The organism is Gordonia rhizosphera NBRC 16068, from assembly GCF_000298195.1.
In the GTDB taxonomy this organism is placed as follows: Bacteria; Actinomycetota; Actinomycetes; order Mycobacteriales; family Mycobacteriaceae; genus Gordonia; species Gordonia rhizosphera.
The window spans coordinates 58,867-75,463 of sequence record NZ_BAHC01000245.1 but is presented as its reverse complement, the minus strand read 5'-3'; the positions used below and the strand labels follow the sequence as shown (position 1 = coordinate 75,463).

Sequence of the window (16,597 nt, the reverse complement as noted above, 5' to 3'; positions counted from 1 at the left end):
CTCAACTCCTCGAACTCGGCGTCAGCGGATCAGCAACAGTCGGATTGGCCGGACCCGCGGCACCCCGACGACGCCGTGTCGGAGAGACCGAGGTCCACCGCGCCGGCCGGGATCACGACGGGTGCGTCGATTCCGGCCCAGCGGGCCAGTTCGGCACGGGTGGGATATCGGCCGGTCAGCACCGTCACACCGTCGACGAGGACCAGCGGCAGCCCGTCGGAGCCGGCGACCTCCAGGAAGCCCTTGACCGCCGGGATGCGGGCGAAGGCCAGCGGATCGTTGGCCAGGTTGTGGCGGGTGATCGTGGCATCCTGCCCCGTCAGCCATGCCATGTCGGCGGTGAAGGTGACCAGACTCTTGTCGACATCCTCTCCGCAGACGCCGGTGTTGCAGCACAGGGCGGGCTCGAAGACGGCGATCACAGGCATGTTGTCCTCCTACGACGGTCCATTTGACGGCTATTTCAATGGTTATCAATATAGACGGGTGTAGATGAAAGCGGCGTCTGAGGGCACACTCAGTGTGTTCCGTCGGCCGCCGATCACCCGTCAGACCACCAACCGCGAAGGACTCCATCCATGAGCACGAAACCGTCGGTCCTGTTCGTCTGCGTGCACAACGCCGGACGGTCTCAGATGGCGGCCGGCTTCCTGGCCTCGCTCGCCGGCGACGCGATCGAGGTGCGTTCGGCCGGCAGCGCCCCCGCCGATCAGATCAACCCTGCGGCCCGAGAAGCCATGGCCGAGGTGGGCATCGACATCTCCGATCAAAGCCCGAAGATCCTGACCGTCGATGCCGTCGAGGCCTCCGACGTGGTGATCACCATGGGTTGTGGGGACACCTGCCCGATCTTCCCGGGCAAGAGCTACCGCGACTGGGTTCTCGACGACCCGGCCGGTAAGGGCGTGGAGTCGGTGCGCCCCATCCGCGATGAGATCCGCTCACGCGTGGAGGACCTCATCGCCGAACTGCTCCCCGCAACCCCGCCGACCTGACGCGTACCCTCGCCGAGGCCGCGATGAGTTGTTTACCTACCGTTCGCTTGCGCTAGCCATCGACGAACGTGAATATAGATGAGTGTCGATACGATCAAGGCATCCTGAGGTGGACACGTGACCCGCTCCATACCGGCGACACACCCTGAGGTCGTTGGCAAACTCTCGACCCTCGACCGTTTCCTGCCGGTATGGATCGGTCTGGCGATGGCCGCGGGGCTACTGCTGGGCCGGTGGATACCAGGCCTGAACACCGCACTGGAACGCGTTCAGATCGACGGGATCTCACTGCCGATCGCGTTGGGTCTGCTGATCATGATGTACCCGGTGCTGGCCAAGGTCCGCTACGACCGCCTCGACACGGTGACCGGCGACCGCCGGATGCTGATCTCCTCGCTCGTACTGAACTGGGTGGTCGGGCCGGCACTGATGTTCGCCTTGGCCTGGCTACTGTTGCCGGACCTGCCCGAGTACCGGACCGGGCTGATCATCGTCGGGCTGGCACGGTGCATCGCGATGGTCATCATCTGGAACGACCTGGCCTGCGGCGACCGCGAAGCCGCCGCTGTACTGGTCGCGCTGAATTCGATCTTCCAGGTCGTCATGTTCGCCGTACTGGGCTGGTTCTACCTGTCGGTGCTGCCCGGCTGGCTCGGCCTGCAACAGACGACCATCGACAGTTCACCGTGGCAGATCGCGAAGTCCGTGCTCATATTCCTGGGCATCCCGCTGGCGGCCGGGTATCTGTCGCGGCGCCTCGGTGAGCGCGCCCGGGGCCGCGAGTGGTACGAGAACCGCTTCCTGCCGAAGGTGGGGCCCTGGGCACTCTACGGACTGCTGTTCACCATCGTGATCCTGTTTGCCCTACAGGGCGATCAGATCACCAACAACCCATGGGACGTGGCCCGCATCGCACTGCCGCTGCTGGCCTACTTCGCCATCATGTGGGGCGGCGGCTTCGCACTGGGCGCCGCGCTGCATCTCGGCTACCAGCGGACCACCACCCTGGCGTTCACCGCCGCCGGCAACAACTTCGAACTGGCCATTGCCGTGGCGATCGCCACCTACGGGGCCACCTCCGGTCAGGCCCTCGCCGGCGTCGTCGGTCCGCTGATCGAAGTGCCCGTCCTGGTTGCACTCGTCTACGTCTCCCTGGCCCTGCGAAAACGCTTCTTCCCCAACATCACACCGTCACCCACACCCCTCTGACCCGGAGCGCAACGATGACCAACTCCCCTGTCACCCGTCCGACCCGTGACCTCTCCATCGACCAGCAGCAGGCGTTACGGACTGCCGCCACCCGGTTGCAGACCGACTTCCGGGACACCTTTGGTACCGAGACCATCGAACGCTTCCTGCACTCGTCGTACGACGAGTTCGCCGGCCGTGCCACCGTCCCCAACTTCCTGCCCCTGCTGGCCGAACGCTTCGCCCGGCAACGCCTGAAGGCACTTGCCCGGGTCGAGGGCAAGGTGACAGACGGCAAGCCCACCGTGCTGTTCCTGTGCACGCACAACGCCGGACGCTCCCAGATGGCTCTGGGATACTTCACACACCTCGCCGGCGACAACGCCGTGGCCTGGTCCGGGGGATCGGAGCCCGGTAACGAGGTCAATCCAGCAGCGATCGAAGCGATGGCCGAGGTCGGCATCGACATCACCGGCGAGTTCCCCAAACCCTGGACCGATGAGATCGTGCAAGCCGCCGACATTGTGATCACCATGGGCTGCGGTGATGCCTGCCCCATCTTCCCGGGCAAGCGCTACGAGGAATGGACCCTCGCCGACCCAGCCGGCCAAGACCTCGACACCGTGCGACCCATCCGCGACGAGATCGAAGAGCGCGTCCGGCGCCTGCTCGCCGAACTCGACGTCACCGCCGAGGTTCGATAGGCACGCCGCGCACCTGCGCCCGCCACCACACCCGAAAGTTCTTCCCCCGGAAGTGAATTCGTTCCCCCAGATGCAGACGGGGACGATCACTGACCGGGGGACGAACGCTGGCGTCAGCGCGACGGGGCGACCGTCTTGCCGAAGGTGAGCTGCGCCTGGGCGCGCGCATCGTCGAGGGTCATCGCGCCACGCTCGACGAGCCCGACGACACCGGCGACCAGCAGCGTGACCTGCGCGGCGAGGAACACCGGGTCGAGCCGAGGGTCGATCTCGTCCTGCCGCTGTCCGCGCTTGATCGCGCGGATCACCGGCACTGTTGCCTTGGCCTCCGCCTCGAACATGCGGGGGTCGGTCCGCCGGTACATCAGGATGAACCGGTAGCGCTCGCCGATGGTGACAGCGTCGTCGAGATAGCTGCGCAGGGCCGGCACCACGGGACCCTCGGTGGGTAGCTGCCCGCTGAGCGCCTCCGCGTCGGCGAGCGCCTCCTCGTGCAACGCGGTGACCAGCTGTTCGCGATTCGTGAAGTGCCGGTACAGCGTGGCGCGATTGACCCCGGCGGCCTGGGCGATCTGCTGCATCGACGCATCCGGCGAGTTGCCGAGAAGCGTGATCGCGCCGGAGATGATCGCCGCCCTGTTCCGCTCCGCGTCGACTCGTACTTGCGTGGCGACAGCCATGGGCATAGCCTACCTGCAACACGGATGTCGCACTTTGCCGCGGCGTTCGTCGGTGAAAATGACTGCTCTCCTGCAGGGGTCGGGGCCGCATGACAGCACAGCGCACAGCACCGGCGAACGCCCGCGTCTCGGGGGCGCCGGCACCGGGTGATCGGGCTCCCGGTCACCCGGTGGTCGTCGCCGGCGATGGGTCCGCCGGATCGGCGACCACCATGGCGCTCGCTGATTCCGGCGACGGGCCTTCCTTCGACGATGGCAGCCGTCGCCGACAGCGCCGAGCGTGCAGTATCAGAGGTTCTCTCTCACCTGCGCACAGGCGGATCTCGATGAGGAGGTTTCATGAACACCCCGACTCCCCAGCACGATGACGTCGACCGGCCCGGCGACGACGGTGAGCTGTTCGATGTCATCATCATCGGCGCCGGCCTGTCCGGCATCGACGCGGCCTACCGGCTGCAGGAGGAGAACCCGGGCGTCCGTTATCTGATCATCGAGCGGCGTGACCAGGTCGGCGGGACGTGGGATCTGTTCCGCTACCCCGGGGTCCGCTCCGACAGCGACATCTACACGCTGAGCTTCCCGTTCGAGCCGTGGCGCCGCAGCGAGGCTCTCGCTCCGGGCGATCACATCCGCGAGTACATCGACGAGACCGCACACAAGCACCACATCGATTCCCGTATCCGTTTCGGCCGGCGGGTGCGCAGCGCCGATTGGGATTCCTCGACCGACGTCTGGACGCTGACCGCCGAACGGGACATCGACGGTGAGGTCGTCGAGGAGACCTTCCGGGCCCGCTTCGTCGTGTTCGCGACCGGCTACTACGACTACGACAATCCGTACACCCCGGAGTTCACCGGCATGGAGGATTTCCGGGGCGAGGTCGTGCACCCCCAGCACTGGCCGGAGGGATTCGATCACAGCGGCAAGCGCATCGTCGTGATCGGCAGTGGCGCCACCGCGGTCAGCATGATCCCGTCGCTGGCCAAGACCGCCGGTCATGTGGTCATGCTGCAGCGCTCACCCTCCTACATCTACTCCGCGAAGCAGAAGGAATACCTCACCCCGGCCATCCGGAAGGTCCTGCCGCCCAAGGTGGCTCACCGAGTCGTGCGGAGCCGCTACGCACTGCAGACGGCGGCACTCGTCCACGCGGCCCACCGGTTCCCGAGGTTCGGCAAGAAGATGATCCGGTCGGGCCTCGAGGAGTATCTACCCGAGGACTATCCGATCGACGTGCACTTCACCCCGGACTACAACCCGTGGGAACAGCGGGTGTGCATGGTGCCCGACGGCGACCTCTTCACGGCTGTCACCGAGAAATCGGTGGAGATGGTCACCGACCACATCGACCACATCGATGCCACCGGTGTCGTGCTGAAATCGGGACGCCACCTCGACGCCGACGTGATCATCACCGCGACGGGCCTGCAGCTTCAGGCCTTCGGCGGCACGGTGATCCGCGTCGACGGCGACGAGGTCAAGCCACAGGATCGGTTCGTCTTCAAGTCTCACCTCATCGAGGACATCCCCAATCTGGCGTGGTCGGTCGGCTACACGAATGCGTCCTGGACCCTGCGCGCCGACATGACCGCCCGATCGGTCGCAAAGCTGGTGTCCTACATGCGGTCCCACGGATACACCCACGCCTACCCGCATCTGGGCGCCGAGCCGATGGCGTCGAAGCCGGCGTGGGATCTGCAGGCCGGGTACGTACTGCGGTCGCCGGATGCCCTGCCCAAGTCGGGCACCCGGCGTCCGTGGGTGGTCCGGCACAACTATGTCCGCGACGCCATCGATCACCGATTCGACAAGATCGAGGAGTCGATGGTGTTCGGCCACGCGACCACTCAACGCGACGACGCCAAAACCGCGTTGGACGCCCCGCCCCGAGCGTAACCTCACGGCCATCACGACTAGGTGAGGAGTCCTGATGGCCGAATCGATCCAACGCCCGACGGTCCCGACGTCCGGAGGCGCGGTGCAGGGGCAGGAGCTCGCCAACGGTGTGCTCCGATTCCTCGGTATCCCCTACGCGGCACCACCATTCGGTCCCAACCGGATGCGACCGCCGCAGCCCGCCGAGCCATGGGACGGCATCCGCGACTGCTCCTCGTTCGGGCCGACGGTCCCCAAGGAGGACTATCCGCCGGCCTTCGCCCACCTGATGCCCGAGGTGCAAATCCCCGGCGACGACTGCCTGAACGTCAACATCTGGACCCCCGACCTCGAGAACTCCCACCCGGTGTTGGTCTGGATTCACGGCGGCTCGTTCACATACGGCTCCAACTCGATCGCCGAGTTCGACGGCGCCGCATTCGCCCGCGACGGAGTGGTGCTGGTGTCGATCAACTACCGGCTCGGCGCCGAGGGATTTCTGTTCCTCGGTGACGAGTTGGCCAACGTCGGCCTGCAGGACCAGATCGCCGCACTGGCGTGGGTGCGCGACAACATCGCGGCCTTCGGCGGTGATCCCGACCGAGTGACCGTGGCCGGCCAGTCGGCCGGCGCGATGAGCGTGAGCACGTTGCTCGCGATGCCCGCCGCACAGGGCCTCTTCACGCAGGCGATCACGCAGTCCGGCGCCACGGCACACACACTGAACACCGACACCGCGGTGTCAGTCGGGCATTTTCTTGCCGAGGCGCTGAACGTCGAACCCACCCGGGACGCGATCGCCGCCGTCGACATCGACAAGCTGGTACGGGCCGTAGCCGATCTGGTCACCGAGGTCCAGAGCGGAGGCGATCCGGCGAAATGGGGGGCGTTGGCGCTCAGCCTCCTGCCCTTCGCACCCGTCATCGACGGCGAGACGCTCCCCCGCCATCCACTCGACGCCATCGCCGCCGGGTCGTCCAGCTCGGTGCCGGTGCTGACCGGAACGACACGCGACGAGGCACGGCTGTTCTTCGTCGCGCCGCAGACCATCGGATTCATCGACGACGACGCACTGGTGGCCGGGGCAGCGGCGTACGGAGCTGACGCCGACGCCGTCCAGGTCTACCGACGCGTCCGCCCCGACGGCACTCCCGGGGACGTTCTCGCCGCAATCGTCACCGACTGGTTCTACGCCATCCCCGCGCTGCGCGTCGCCGAGACCCGCATCCGCGCGGGAGCCGCCCCTACCTGGATCTACCGATTCGATTACCCCGATCCCGCCGACAGCGCCGGTTTCGGCGCGGCGCACACCGCCGATATCCCGTTCGTATTCGACACCCTGCACGTGCCGAGCGTGCGGCATCGCCTCGGACAGCACCCGTCCCAGGCCGTCGCCGACACCGCACACCGGATCTGGGTGGACTTCGTGACCTCAGGTGATCCGGGGTGGCCGGCCTACGACCTCGGCCAGCGCCACGTCGGGCTGATCGGCGAGACCGTCGCCGACGTCCCGGACCCGGCCCGCGACGAACGCCTCGTCTGGGAGGGCATCCGCTGACCGCCTCCGAAAAGATCCGACATTTCCGGTAATTCGCACCCATCCGGATCGTCCGCTGCCCCGAATGCCCGTATGAGACCTGCTGATCGGCGGGTCGGGACATTCGACAGATGGGATAGATCATGGCTCTCAGGCGAATTCAGCGACTCGCGGTGGCGGCATCGGGCATCGCACTCACGGTGGGCCTCGTCGCCGGGTGTTCCGACGACGGCGACTCCAGCTCGGAGGCGACCACCAGCATGGCCCCGATGAGCACGATGGCCAGCGAAAGTGCCGTTGCGGCAGCGGCTCTCGTCGGTCCCGGGTGCGCGGCCTATGCGGAGGCCAACCCGACGGGACCGGCGTCGGTGGCGGCCTTGGCGTCGCAACCGGTGGCGACAGGGGCATCGAACATCCCGGTGCTGACGACGCTCACCCAGGCGCTGTCGGGTCAGCTCAATCCGGATGTGAACCTCGTCGAGACGCTGAACAACGGTGAGTTCACGGTGTTCGCGCCGACCGACGATGCCTTCGCGAAGATCGACCCGGCGACGATCGAGACACTCAAAACCGACAGCGATCTGCTGACCTCGATCCTCACCTACCACGTGGTGCCCGGTCAGGCCGCTGCCGATCAGGTCGCCGGCGAGCACGAGACCGTGCAGGGCGGCACCGTCACCGTCACCGGATCGGGTGACGACCTCCAGGTCAACGACGCCGCGGTCGTCTGCGGCGGAGTGAAGACCGCGAACGCCACCGTCTATCTGGTCGACACGGTGCTGATGCCCCCGCAGTGATCGCGTATGGTTGAAGACGCCCTTCCATCCGCCTCAGACCCCCGACCCGAGGCGGATGGGAGGGCCTCTTTGTCTTCCGGGGTCGATTCCCGCACTTGACGCACTCACACGGCATGGCTTAATGTCACCGCAATCACATTTTGAAACGTTTCAAAACTGCGGTTCAAAACTATGTGGTTCGCAGAACGATCACCGAAAGCGAGGCGACCATGCCGGACACCCAGCGCGTCTGCTTCCTGATGCACCTCAAGCCCGAGCGGGTCGACGACTACCTCGAGGCCCACACCGATGTCTGGCCCGAGATGCTCGACGCACTCCGGGAGACCGGGTGGCGCAACTACTCACTGTTCCTGCGCCCCGACGATGGGCTCGTCGTCGGATACCTCGAGACCGACGACTTCGCACGCGCCACCTCGGAGATGTCCACCAAGGTCATCAACGAGAAGTGGCAGGCCCGCATGGCCGAGTACTTCCAGCCCGTCGACGCCGAGGAGAACCCCGACGCCGGCGCCAATCCCGACACCATCCGCAACCAACTCGTCGAGTACTTCCATCTCGAGTGAGGCAGGTGACCCCGTCCCCCACCATCCACTTGACCGCGACAACCCCGACGCTCTCTACTGAGACCTGAACACCGAGGAACACCCATGAAAATCGGAGCACGCTCCACCACCGGATGGCGAGCGACCATCTCGGTCGCGATGTCGAACTACATCGAGGCCGGCTCGATCATCGCCATCGCGACCAGCCTCACCTTCTGGCAGGACGCCTTCGGCATCAGCAACTTCGCCGTCGGCCTGCTCGCCGCCCTGAGCGCCAACGCGTTCGGCGCCGCGATCGGCGCGGCCGTCGGCGGTCCGCTGTGCGACCGATTCGGACGTAAGGCGATCTACACCTACGACCTCCTCGTCTACATGACCGGTGTGCTCATGGCCGCCTTCGCCCTCAACTTCGGCATGCTGCTCGCGGCGTTCGTCATCACGGGTATGGCCGTCGGCGCGGGTGTCCCGGCCTCGTGGACCTACATCGCCGAACAGGCACCCACCACGGCACGCGCCAAACACGTCGGTACCGCCCAGCTCGCCTGGTCGGTTGGCCCACTGATCGGGTTCGCGCTCGCCGCCGCGCTCGCGCCCCTCGGCCTGCTCGGGTCGCGCCTCATCTTCCTGCACCTGTTCATCGTTGCTGCCATCGTGTGGTGGATCCGGCAGGGCCTGCAGGAGTCGAAGATCTGGAAAGAAGAGGGCCGCGACGAATCCCGTGAGCTCAAGTCGTCGGTCGGTGCTCAGGGCCTGCGCGGCCTGTTCTCCCGCAAGGTGAACATCACCGCATTGCTGTTCCTCGGCGGCATCTACCTCTTCTGGAACACCGTCGCCGGTCAGGCGGGCATCTTCATGCCTCGCGTCTACGAGACCGCCGGGCTGGAGAGCGCCGTCCAGCAGGACCTGCTGCAGGTCCTCGTGTGGGGCTGCACCGTGGCCGCCACCTACTTCGGCTTCATGCGCTACGCCGACCAGATGTCGCAGCGACTGCTTTACGTCATCGGCGCGGCGCTCGGCATCGTCGGATGGATCGTCCTGGTCGCCTTCACCGACGGCGGTGTGGCCACCATGCTCATCTTCGCGGTGCTGTGGGGCGTCTCCAGCGGTATCGGCGCCCAGGCCTTCTACAGCCTGTGGGCCAGCGAGATGTTCGCCACCCCGTACCGGGCCAGCGCCCAGGGCGTCATGTTCTTCGTGGTCCGCAGCTTCACCGGTCTGCTGAGCTACTTCTTCCCGACCCTCCTCGCCGCCACCGGCCTGCCCGTCGTCGGCTCCCTGCTCGTCGGCCTGCTCACCGTCGCGCTCATCATCGGCGCGGTCTGGGCACCGAACACCCGCGGCAAGACCCTCCAGCAGATCGAGGTCGAGCGTTACGGCGCCCCGATCGACCCCGCGGTGACCACCGCGATCGCCACCGCCGACGTCCCGGTCGCGGCGCCCGCGAACGCCCGCAGCGTCGTCTGACACCCACCTCCTCGATCCCGCCGGATTGAAACGTTTCACTCGGGCGATGCCGCCCCAAGCCGTCGCCCGAGTGAAACCCCACAACCAAGGACTTCCACGATGACCCCCAACACGATGACCACCGACAATTTCTCCCTCCTCGACAACCTCGCCATCGAGCTCCCCTCGTGGGCCTTCGGCAACTCCGGCACCCGCTTCAAGGTGTTCGGCACGCCGGGAACGCCCCGCACCGTCGAGGAGAAGATCGCCGACGCCGCCACCGTCAACCGTCTCACCGGGCTGGCCCCCAGCGTCGCCCTGCACATCCCGTGGGACCGGGTCGACGATTACGCCGCACTGGGCCGCTTCGCCGCCGACCAGGGAGTGGCGCTGGGCACCATCAACTCCAACACCTTCCAGGACGACGAGTACAAGTTCGGCAGCCTCACCCACACCGACAAGACCGTCCGCCAGAAGGCGATCGATCACCACCTCGAGTGCATCGAGATCATGGGGCAGACCGGTTCGCAGGACCTGAAGATCTGGCTCGCCGACGGCACCAACTACCCCGGCCAGGGTGACATCCGCGGCCGGCAGGACCGTCTCGCCGAATCGCTGGCCACCATCTACCAGCACATCGGCGAAGACCAGCGACTGGTCCTGGAGTACAAGTTCTTCGAACCGGCGATGTACATGACCGACGTGCCGGACTGGGGTACCTCCTACGCGCAGGTGACCGCGCTCGGTGAGCGTGCCGCGGTCTGCCTGGACACCGGTCACCACGCGCCGGGCACCAACATCGAGTTCATCGTCGCGCAGTTGCTGCGCCTGGGGAAGCTCGGCTCCTTCGATTTCAACTCGCGTTTCTACGCCGACGACGACCTGATCGTCGGGGCCGCCGATCCGTTCCAGCTGTTCCGCATCATGTTCGAGGTCATCCGTGGCGGCGGACTCGACGCCGACTCGACCGTCGCGCTGATGCTCGACCAGTGCCACAACGTCGAGGAGAAGATCCCCGGCCAGATCCGGTCGGTGCTCAACGTGCAGGAGATGACCGCCCGCGCGCTGCTCGTCGACACCGACGCGCTGACCGCCGCACAGGAGGCTGGGGACGTGCTGGGCGCCAACGGAATCTTCATGGACGCCTTCTACACGGACGTCCGTCCGATGCTCGCCGAACGGCGCGCGGCCAAGGGCCTGCCGGCCGACCCGATGCGCGCCTACGCCGAGTCCGGCTACGCCGAGTCCATCGCCGCCGTACGAGTCGGTGGCACCCAGTCGTCCTGGGGCGCCTGAGCTCACCGCCCACCAACCCTTTTCGAGGAGATATCCACTCATGAGCACCAATCCCACCGTCGCTGCGCTGATCGCCCGCTCGAACGCGCTCGGCTCCGATCCGAAGAACACCAACTACGCCGGCGGCAACACGTCGGCCAAGGGCACCGAGGTCGATCCGGTCACCGGTGAGAACGTCGACCTGTTGTGGGTCAAGGGGTCCGGTGGCGACCTCGGCACCCTGACCGAGAAGGGTCTGGCCGTGCTGCGTCTGGACCGCATGTGCGCGCTGGTCGACGTCTACCCCGGCGTCGAGCGTGAGGACGAGATGGTCGCCGCCTTCGACTACTGCCTGCACGGCAAGGGCGGGGCCGCACCGTCGATCGACACCGCGATGCACGGCCTCGTCGACGCCGCGCACGTCGACCACCTGCATCCCGACTCCGGTATCGCGATCGCCACCTCGGTCGACGGAGAAGAACTGACCCGCACCATCTTCGGTGATCGCGTCGTGTGGGTACCGTGGCGCCGTCCCGGATTCCAGCTGGGCCTGGATATCTCGGCGATCAAGCAGGCCAACCCGCAGGCCATCGGCTGCATCCTCGGCGGCCACGGCATCACCGCGTGGGGCGACTCGTCGGAGGAGGCGCAGGCCAACTCGCTGGAGATCATCCAGACCGCCGAGAAGTACATCAGCGCCACCGGCAAGGCGCAGCCCTTCGGCTCCCCGGTCGACGGCTTCGGTGCACTGCCCGAAGACGAGCGCCGCGCGAAGGCCGCCGCGCTGGCCCCGTTCATCCGTGGTCTCGCCTCCACCGACAAGCCGCAGGTGGGTCATTTCACCGACACCACCCCGGTGCTCGAGTTCCTGTCCGCCAGTGAACATCCGCGTCTGGCCGAGCTCGGCACCAGCTGCCCGGATCATTTCCTGCGCACCAAGGTCAAGCCGATGGTGCTCGACCTGCCCGCCTCGGCGTCGATCGAGGAGTGCAAGGAGCGTCTCGCCGAGCTGCACGAGGCCTACCGCGCCGACTACGCGGCCTACTACGAGCGCCACGCCACCGCCGACAGCCCGGCCATGCGCGGCGCCGACCCGGCCATCGTGCTGATCCCCGGTGTCGGCATGTTCAGCTACGGCAAGGACAAGCAGACCGCCCGCGTCGCCGGCGAGTTCTATCTCAACGCCATCAACGTGATGCGCGGTGCCGAGGCCGTGTCGAGCTATGCGCCGATCGACGAGTCGGAGAAGTTCCGCATCGAGTACTGGGCGCTGGAGGAGGCCAAGCTGGCCCGCATGCCCAAGCCCAAACCGCTCGCCACGCGCATCGCGCTGGTGACCGGCGCCGCTTCCGGGATCGGCAAGGCGATCGCCGCCCGCCTGGCCGCCGAGGGTGCCTGCGTCGTCATCGCCGACCTCGACGCCGCGAAAGCCCAAGCGGCAGCAGAAGAAATCGGCACCACCGACGTCGCGATCGGCGTCGCCGCCGACGTCACCGACGAGGCCGCGGTGCAGGCCGCGATCGACGCCACCGTGCTCGCGTTCGGCGGCATCGATATCGTCGTCAACAATGCCGGTCTGTCGCTGTCGAAGTCGTTGCTCGACACCACCGCCGCCGACTGGGATCTGCAGCACAACGTGATGGCCCGCGGCTCGTTCCTGGTGTCCAAGGCCGCGGCCCGCGCGCTGATTGATCAGAAGCTCGGTGGCGACATCCTCTACATCTCGTCGAAGAACTCAGTGTTCGCCGGCCCCAACAACATCGCCTACTCGGCGACCAAGGCCGACCAGGCCCACCAGGTCCGCCTGCTGGCCGCCGAGCTCGGCGAGCACGGCGTGAAGGTCAACGGCATCAACCCCGACGGTGTGGTCCGCGGGTCGGGTATCTTCGCCGGCGGCTGGGGCGCCAAGCGCGCCGCCGTCTACGGTGTCGCCGAGGAGGACCTGGGCAAGTACTACGCCCAGCGCACCCTGCTCAAGCGTGAGGTGCTGCCGGAGAACATCGCCAACGCCGCGTTCGCGCTGTGCAGCTCGGACTTCAGCCACACCACCGGACTGCACGTGCCGGTCGACGCCGGCGTCGCCGCCGCCTTCCTGCGATGAGCACCCGCATCCGCTCCGGCCAGGTGGCGGCGATCGACCTCGGCGCCACCAGCGGCCGGGTCATGGTCGCCGACTTCGGGCCCGGCCGCCTCGAACTCGAACAGGTCGCCCGGTTCGCCAACGATCCGGTGCACCTGTTCAACGGACAGCGGTCCGCGCTGCACTGGGACCTCCCCGGTCTCTACGGCAGCGCGAGCGCGGGTCTGGCCGAGGCCGGCCGGCAGTGCGACAACCTCGTCGCCGTCGGGGTCGACTCGTGGGCCGTCGACTATGCGCTCCTGCGTGAGGGCCGCATGCTCGGACTGCCCCACCACTACCGCGACGACCGCACCGCGGCCGGGGTGGATGCGGTGCACGATCAGCTCGGCCCGGTGGACCTGTATCTGCGCAACGGGCTGCAGTTCCTGCCGTTCACCACCGTGTATCAGCTCGCCGCGGAGAAGGCGTCCGGCCTGATGGACGTCGCCGACTCGGCGCTGCTGATCCCGGATCTGATCAACTACTGGCTGACCGGCGAGCGGGGTACGGAGCGGACCAACGCGTCGACCACCGGACTGCTGCGCACCGACGGGCAATGGGACACCGCGATGCTCGAACGGCTCGGCCTGCCGGCCGACCTGTTCCCCGGCATCGTCGAACCCGGCACCACCCGCGGCACCCTGCTGCCCGACGTCGCCGACCGGCTCGGGCTTGATCGGTCGATCTCGGTGACATCGGTGGCCTCGCACGACACCGCATCCGCGGTCGCGGCCATCCCGATGGACCCCGACTCCGCCGCCTACATCTCGTGTGGCACCTGGGGTCTCGTGGGTGTCGAGTTGCCGTCGCCGGTGGTGTCACGGGAGAGCTGGAAGGCCAACTTCACCAACGAGGTCGGCGCCGACGGACGAATCCGATTCCTGCACAACGTGATGGGACTGTGGTTGCTCAGCGAGACGCTGCGCCAGTACGAACGTGACGGATACCGGGCCGATCTGGGCGAACTCCTCGCCCAAGCCGCCGAGATCACCACACCGTTCGCCGTGTTCGACACCGACGATGCGATGTTCCTGCCGCCGGGGGACATGCCCGGCCGCATCCGCAGTTGGTACACCGAACGCGGGCTGCGGGCCCCGGCCACCCACGCCGAGGTCGTGCGGGTCATCGTCGAGAGCCTCGCCTCCGCATTCGCCGCCGCCGTCCGGCAGGCCGCCGAACTGTCGGGCACCGCGGTGAAGCGGGTACACATGGTCGGCGGCGGATCGCAGAACCGGCTGCTGTGTCAGCTGACCGCGGACCGTCTGGGCCTGCCGGTGCTCGCCGGTCCGGTCGAGGCCACCGCGCTCGGGAACGTGCTGATCTCGGCGAGGGCCCATGGCCTCGTCGAGGGCGACCTGCAGGGGCTGCGCAGCCTCGTCGCCGATCGCTTCCCGCCGCAGCAGTACCACCCGCGTCCGGCGCGCGCTCGTCGCGAACCCGAACTCGCGTCGTCGTGACCCTCACCGTATCGGGGGCGACGACGTCACGTCGTCGCCCCCGATCTGGTGAGATGAGATCCGTGAGCGTGAGCATGCGGGACGTCGCCGCATCGGCCGGGGTGTCGGTGGGGACGGTGTCCAACGTGCTGAACTCGCCCGAGAAGGTGGCACCCGCAACCGTGCAGCGGGTGCACGCGGCGATCAACGAACTGGGCTTCGTCCGCAACGACGCCGCGCGGCAACTGCGGGCGGGACGGTCGCGCTGCGTGGGACTCGTCGTCCTGGACGTCGGCAACCCGTTCTTCACCGACATCGCGCGTTCCGCGGAACGCCGTGCCGGCGAGCACGATCTCACCGTGCTGCTGGGCACCTCCGACGAGGACCCGTCCCGTGAACGCGCCTACGTCGACGCCTTCGACGAGCAGCGGGTCTACGGGCTGCTCGTCTCCCCCGTCGGCGACGATCTCCGGCGCCTCGTCGCCCTGCACGATCGCGGTGTGCCGATCGTGCTCGTCGACCGCGACGGTACCGGCACCCCATTCGACTCGGTGGCCGTCGACGATGTCGCGGGCGGCCGACTCGCGGTCGACCACCTGTTGGAGACGGGTCGTCGTCGCATCGCCTATGTCGGCGGGCCGTCGACGCTGCGGCAGGTTCGCGACCGTCGCCGCGGGGCCGAACTTGCCATCGCCGACGTCCCCGGCGCCACCCTCGAGGTCATCGACACCCCCGCCTTGAGCGTGCTGGCCGGCCGGGACGTCGGCGAGATGCTGGCGCGACGACCCGCAACCGAGCGTCCGGACGCGGTGTTCTGCGCCAACGACCTCGTCGCGATGGGGGTGCTGCAGGCGCTCACCATGCTCGGCGACATCCGCGTCCCCGACGACATCGCACTGATCGGCTACGACGACATCGACTTCGCCCGCTCGGCCGTCGTCCCGCTCTCGTCGATCCGCCAGCCCACCGGCCGAATCGGCGAAACCGCCATCGACCTGCTCATCGCCGCCACCCAGGGCGCGCGCGAACGGCACGAACCGTCGAACCCGGTCTTTCAGCCGGAACTCGTCGTGCGTGCAAGCACCTCACGCTGACCCCGGCCCTGGAATCCACACGTCAGCCGAACACAAACGCACGCGTGTCGATGGCAACCCCACGGCGTGAGGCCTTCAGGGACCGGGTTCGACGCTCGGCAACCGCCACCCGAAGCTCGACGGTTCCTCGGGCAGCCGGAACAGCCGAGCCGGACGGCCGCCGCCCACCCGGGTCAGCGGCTTTCCGTCGGCGTCGGTCTCCACCTCGAGTAACGGCTCGACCCGACGATTGAACGAGTCACGCATCAACTTCCGGCCGAGCACCGCCTCGTGAACCTCCCGCAGATCGGTCAGCGTGAACGGCGGACGCAGGAGCCCGTCGGGATCGGGCCGGTCCTCATAGTGATCCCGGAGGTCGGCGACGGCCGCGGCGACGATGGCGTTGTGGTCGTACAGCAACGTCTCCCCGGATTCCAGGCGGCCGTCGGGGGTGAGCGGCGCGAGTTCACCGTCGACGTCGGTGAGCGCGTCGACCGGCAGGGCAACCGCGTGCGCGACCGACATCGTCCAGCCCCGCGGGTCTCGGTTGGGGTCGCTGAAGACCGCCAGCAGATGCGGCGCGATATCCGTCCCCGCCAGCCCGAGCTTGCGGTCGAGCACCTCCCGCACGGTCTGTTCGACGGTGCGCTTCTTGCGCACGAATCGTCCCGGGAGCGCGGCGTGGCCGTCGTCGTCGCGCTTGAGAACCACACAGAGCCGCCCGCCGGCGACGGTGAGCACGGCGATGTCCACCGCGACGTTGGGTCGGGGATAGTCCGCGAGCTTGTCCTTCGGCACCCGCCAACCCTATGCGAATGTCTGCGCAAAGTGTCGTTGCGACTCCCGCTCACCCAATCGACTCCCGCTCACCCAATCCGGTCTGAACGGGTGAGCAGGAACGCAAAGGGTGAGCGGGAGCCTCGATCGGACACG

The 16,597-nt window shown here is 67.5% G+C and carries 15 protein-coding genes; 12 read left to right on the top strand and 3 right to left on the bottom strand.

The genetic code is table 11. The annotated features are described in order from the left end of the window. Positions 1-29: 29 nt before the first annotated feature. On the bottom strand, positions 30-428 hold the full coding sequence (gene arsD, locus GORHZ_RS28460) for an arsenite efflux transporter metallochaperone ArsD (protein ID WP_006339400.1): 399 nt from the start codon (positions 426-428) through the stop codon (positions 30-32). Positions 429-578: 150 nt separating this feature from the next. Between arsD and GORHZ_RS28455 the strand changes: the two genes are divergently transcribed. From GORHZ_RS28455 to GORHZ_RS28445, 3 genes are all read left to right on the top strand, one after another. Further along, positions 579-995 (top strand): arsenate reductase ArsC, encoded by a 417-nt coding sequence (locus tag GORHZ_RS28455; RefSeq protein ID WP_006339399.1) that lies wholly within the window; start codon positions 579-581, stop codon positions 993-995. A gap of 117 nt (positions 996-1,112) precedes the next feature. Next, the gene (gene arsB / locus GORHZ_RS28450; protein ID WP_006339398.1) at positions 1,113-2,204 is read left to right on the top strand and encodes an ACR3 family arsenite efflux transporter; all 1,092 of its coding nucleotides are present in this window, start codon (positions 1,113-1,115) and stop codon (positions 2,202-2,204) included. A gap of 14 nt (positions 2,205-2,218) precedes the next feature. Next, positions 2,219-2,887, top strand: coding sequence for an arsenate reductase ArsC (locus GORHZ_RS28445; protein WP_006339395.1), 669 nt, complete (start codon positions 2,219-2,221; stop codon positions 2,885-2,887). Positions 2,888-3,000: 113 nt separating this feature from the next. Here the strand turns inward: GORHZ_RS28445 and GORHZ_RS28440 are convergent, their stop codons facing one another. Beyond that, on the bottom strand, positions 3,001-3,567 hold the full coding sequence (locus GORHZ_RS28440; protein WP_245551545.1) for a TetR/AcrR family transcriptional regulator: 567 nt from the start codon (positions 3,565-3,567) through the stop codon (positions 3,001-3,003). Between the two features lie 339 nt (positions 3,568-3,906). Here GORHZ_RS28440 and GORHZ_RS28435 point away from each other — a divergent pair, with 339 nt between their 5' ends. From GORHZ_RS28435 to GORHZ_RS28395, 9 genes are all read left to right on the top strand, one after another. Then, on the top strand, positions 3,907-5,463 hold the full coding sequence (locus GORHZ_RS28435; protein WP_006339391.1) for a flavin-containing monooxygenase: 1,557 nt from the start codon (positions 3,907-3,909) through the stop codon (positions 5,461-5,463). Positions 5,464-5,497: 34 nt separating this feature from the next. Further along, positions 5,498-7,000 (top strand): carboxylesterase/lipase family protein, encoded by a 1,503-nt coding sequence (locus tag GORHZ_RS28430; protein ID WP_006339390.1) that lies wholly within the window; start codon positions 5,498-5,500, stop codon positions 6,998-7,000. A gap of 122 nt (positions 7,001-7,122) precedes the next feature. Then, positions 7,123-7,776, top strand: a complete 654-nt coding sequence (locus GORHZ_RS28425; protein ID WP_006339388.1) for a fasciclin domain-containing protein — start codon at positions 7,123-7,125, stop codon at positions 7,774-7,776. A 209-nt stretch (positions 7,777-7,985) separates the two neighbouring features. Then, positions 7,986-8,339: an L-rhamnose mutarotase gene (locus tag GORHZ_RS28420; protein ID WP_006339386.1), complete on the top strand. Its 354-nt coding sequence runs from the start codon at positions 7,986-7,988 to the stop codon at positions 8,337-8,339. A gap of 84 nt (positions 8,340-8,423) precedes the next feature. Next, positions 8,424-9,782, top strand: a complete 1,359-nt coding sequence (locus GORHZ_RS28415) for an MFS transporter (RefSeq protein WP_006339384.1) — start codon at positions 8,424-8,426, stop codon at positions 9,780-9,782. A 99-nt stretch (positions 9,783-9,881) separates the two neighbouring features. Further along, complete coding sequence (rhaI, locus tag GORHZ_RS28410; RefSeq protein ID WP_006339383.1) at positions 9,882-11,057, top strand: L-rhamnose isomerase; 1,176 nt, start codon at positions 9,882-9,884, stop codon at positions 11,055-11,057. A gap of 40 nt (positions 11,058-11,097) precedes the next feature. After that, positions 11,098-13,137, top strand: coding sequence for a bifunctional rhamnulose-1-phosphate aldolase/short-chain dehydrogenase (locus GORHZ_RS28405; protein ID WP_006339382.1), 2,040 nt, complete (start codon positions 11,098-11,100; stop codon positions 13,135-13,137). Then, positions 13,134-14,612 (top strand): rhamnulokinase, encoded by a 1,479-nt coding sequence (locus GORHZ_RS28400; RefSeq protein WP_006339381.1) that lies wholly within the window; start codon positions 13,134-13,136, stop codon positions 14,610-14,612. Before GORHZ_RS28405 ends, GORHZ_RS28400 begins: the two co-directional genes overlap by 4 nt. Before the next feature lie 74 nt (positions 14,613-14,686). Continuing rightward, positions 14,687-15,685 (top strand): LacI family DNA-binding transcriptional regulator, encoded by a 999-nt coding sequence (locus GORHZ_RS28395; protein ID WP_040533940.1) that lies wholly within the window; start codon positions 14,687-14,689, stop codon positions 15,683-15,685. Between the two features lie 75 nt (positions 15,686-15,760). Here the strand turns inward: GORHZ_RS28395 and GORHZ_RS28390 are convergent, their stop codons facing one another. Continuing rightward, positions 15,761-16,462 (bottom strand): NUDIX hydrolase, encoded by a 702-nt coding sequence (locus GORHZ_RS28390; protein ID WP_006339379.1) that lies wholly within the window; start codon positions 16,460-16,462, stop codon positions 15,761-15,763. Between the last annotated feature and the right edge of the window lie 135 nt (positions 16,463-16,597).

What these genes read in the sequence shown, in the direction of transcription:
- GORHZ_RS28455 (WP_006339399.1), top strand. Translation starts at nt 579, where the DNA reads ATGAGCACGAAACCGTCGGTCCTGTTCGTCTGCGTGCACAACGCCGGA.
- GORHZ_RS28420 (WP_006339386.1), top strand. Translation starts at nt 7,986, where the DNA reads ATGCCGGACACCCAGCGCGTCTGCTTCCTGATGCACCTCAAGCCCGAG.
- GORHZ_RS28445 (WP_006339395.1), top strand. Translation starts at nt 2,219, where the DNA reads ATGACCAACTCCCCTGTCACCCGTCCGACCCGTGACCTCTCCATCGAC.
- GORHZ_RS28430 (WP_006339390.1), top strand. Translation starts at nt 5,498, where the DNA reads ATGGCCGAATCGATCCAACGCCCGACGGTCCCGACGTCCGGAGGCGCG.
- GORHZ_RS28405 (WP_006339382.1), top strand. Translation starts at nt 11,098, where the DNA reads ATGAGCACCAATCCCACCGTCGCTGCGCTGATCGCCCGCTCGAACGCG.
- GORHZ_RS28395 (WP_040533940.1), top strand. Translation starts at nt 14,687, where the DNA reads ATGCGGGACGTCGCCGCATCGGCCGGGGTGTCGGTGGGGACGGTGTCC.
- GORHZ_RS28440 (WP_245551545.1), bottom strand. Translation starts at nt 3,567, where the DNA reads ATGGCTGTCGCCACGCAAGTACGAGTCGACGCGGAGCGGAACAGGGCG.
- rhaI (WP_006339383.1), top strand. Translation starts at nt 9,882, where the DNA reads ATGACCCCCAACACGATGACCACCGACAATTTCTCCCTCCTCGACAAC.
- GORHZ_RS28400 (WP_006339381.1), top strand. Translation starts at nt 13,134, where the DNA reads ATGAGCACCCGCATCCGCTCCGGCCAGGTGGCGGCGATCGACCTCGGC.
- GORHZ_RS28435 (WP_006339391.1), top strand. Translation starts at nt 3,907, where the DNA reads ATGAACACCCCGACTCCCCAGCACGATGACGTCGACCGGCCCGGCGAC.
- GORHZ_RS28415 (WP_006339384.1), top strand. Translation starts at nt 8,424, where the DNA reads ATGAAAATCGGAGCACGCTCCACCACCGGATGGCGAGCGACCATCTCG.
- arsD (WP_006339400.1), bottom strand. Translation starts at nt 428, where the DNA reads ATGCCTGTGATCGCCGTCTTCGAGCCCGCCCTGTGCTGCAACACCGGC.
- GORHZ_RS28425 (WP_006339388.1), top strand. Translation starts at nt 7,123, where the DNA reads ATGGCTCTCAGGCGAATTCAGCGACTCGCGGTGGCGGCATCGGGCATC.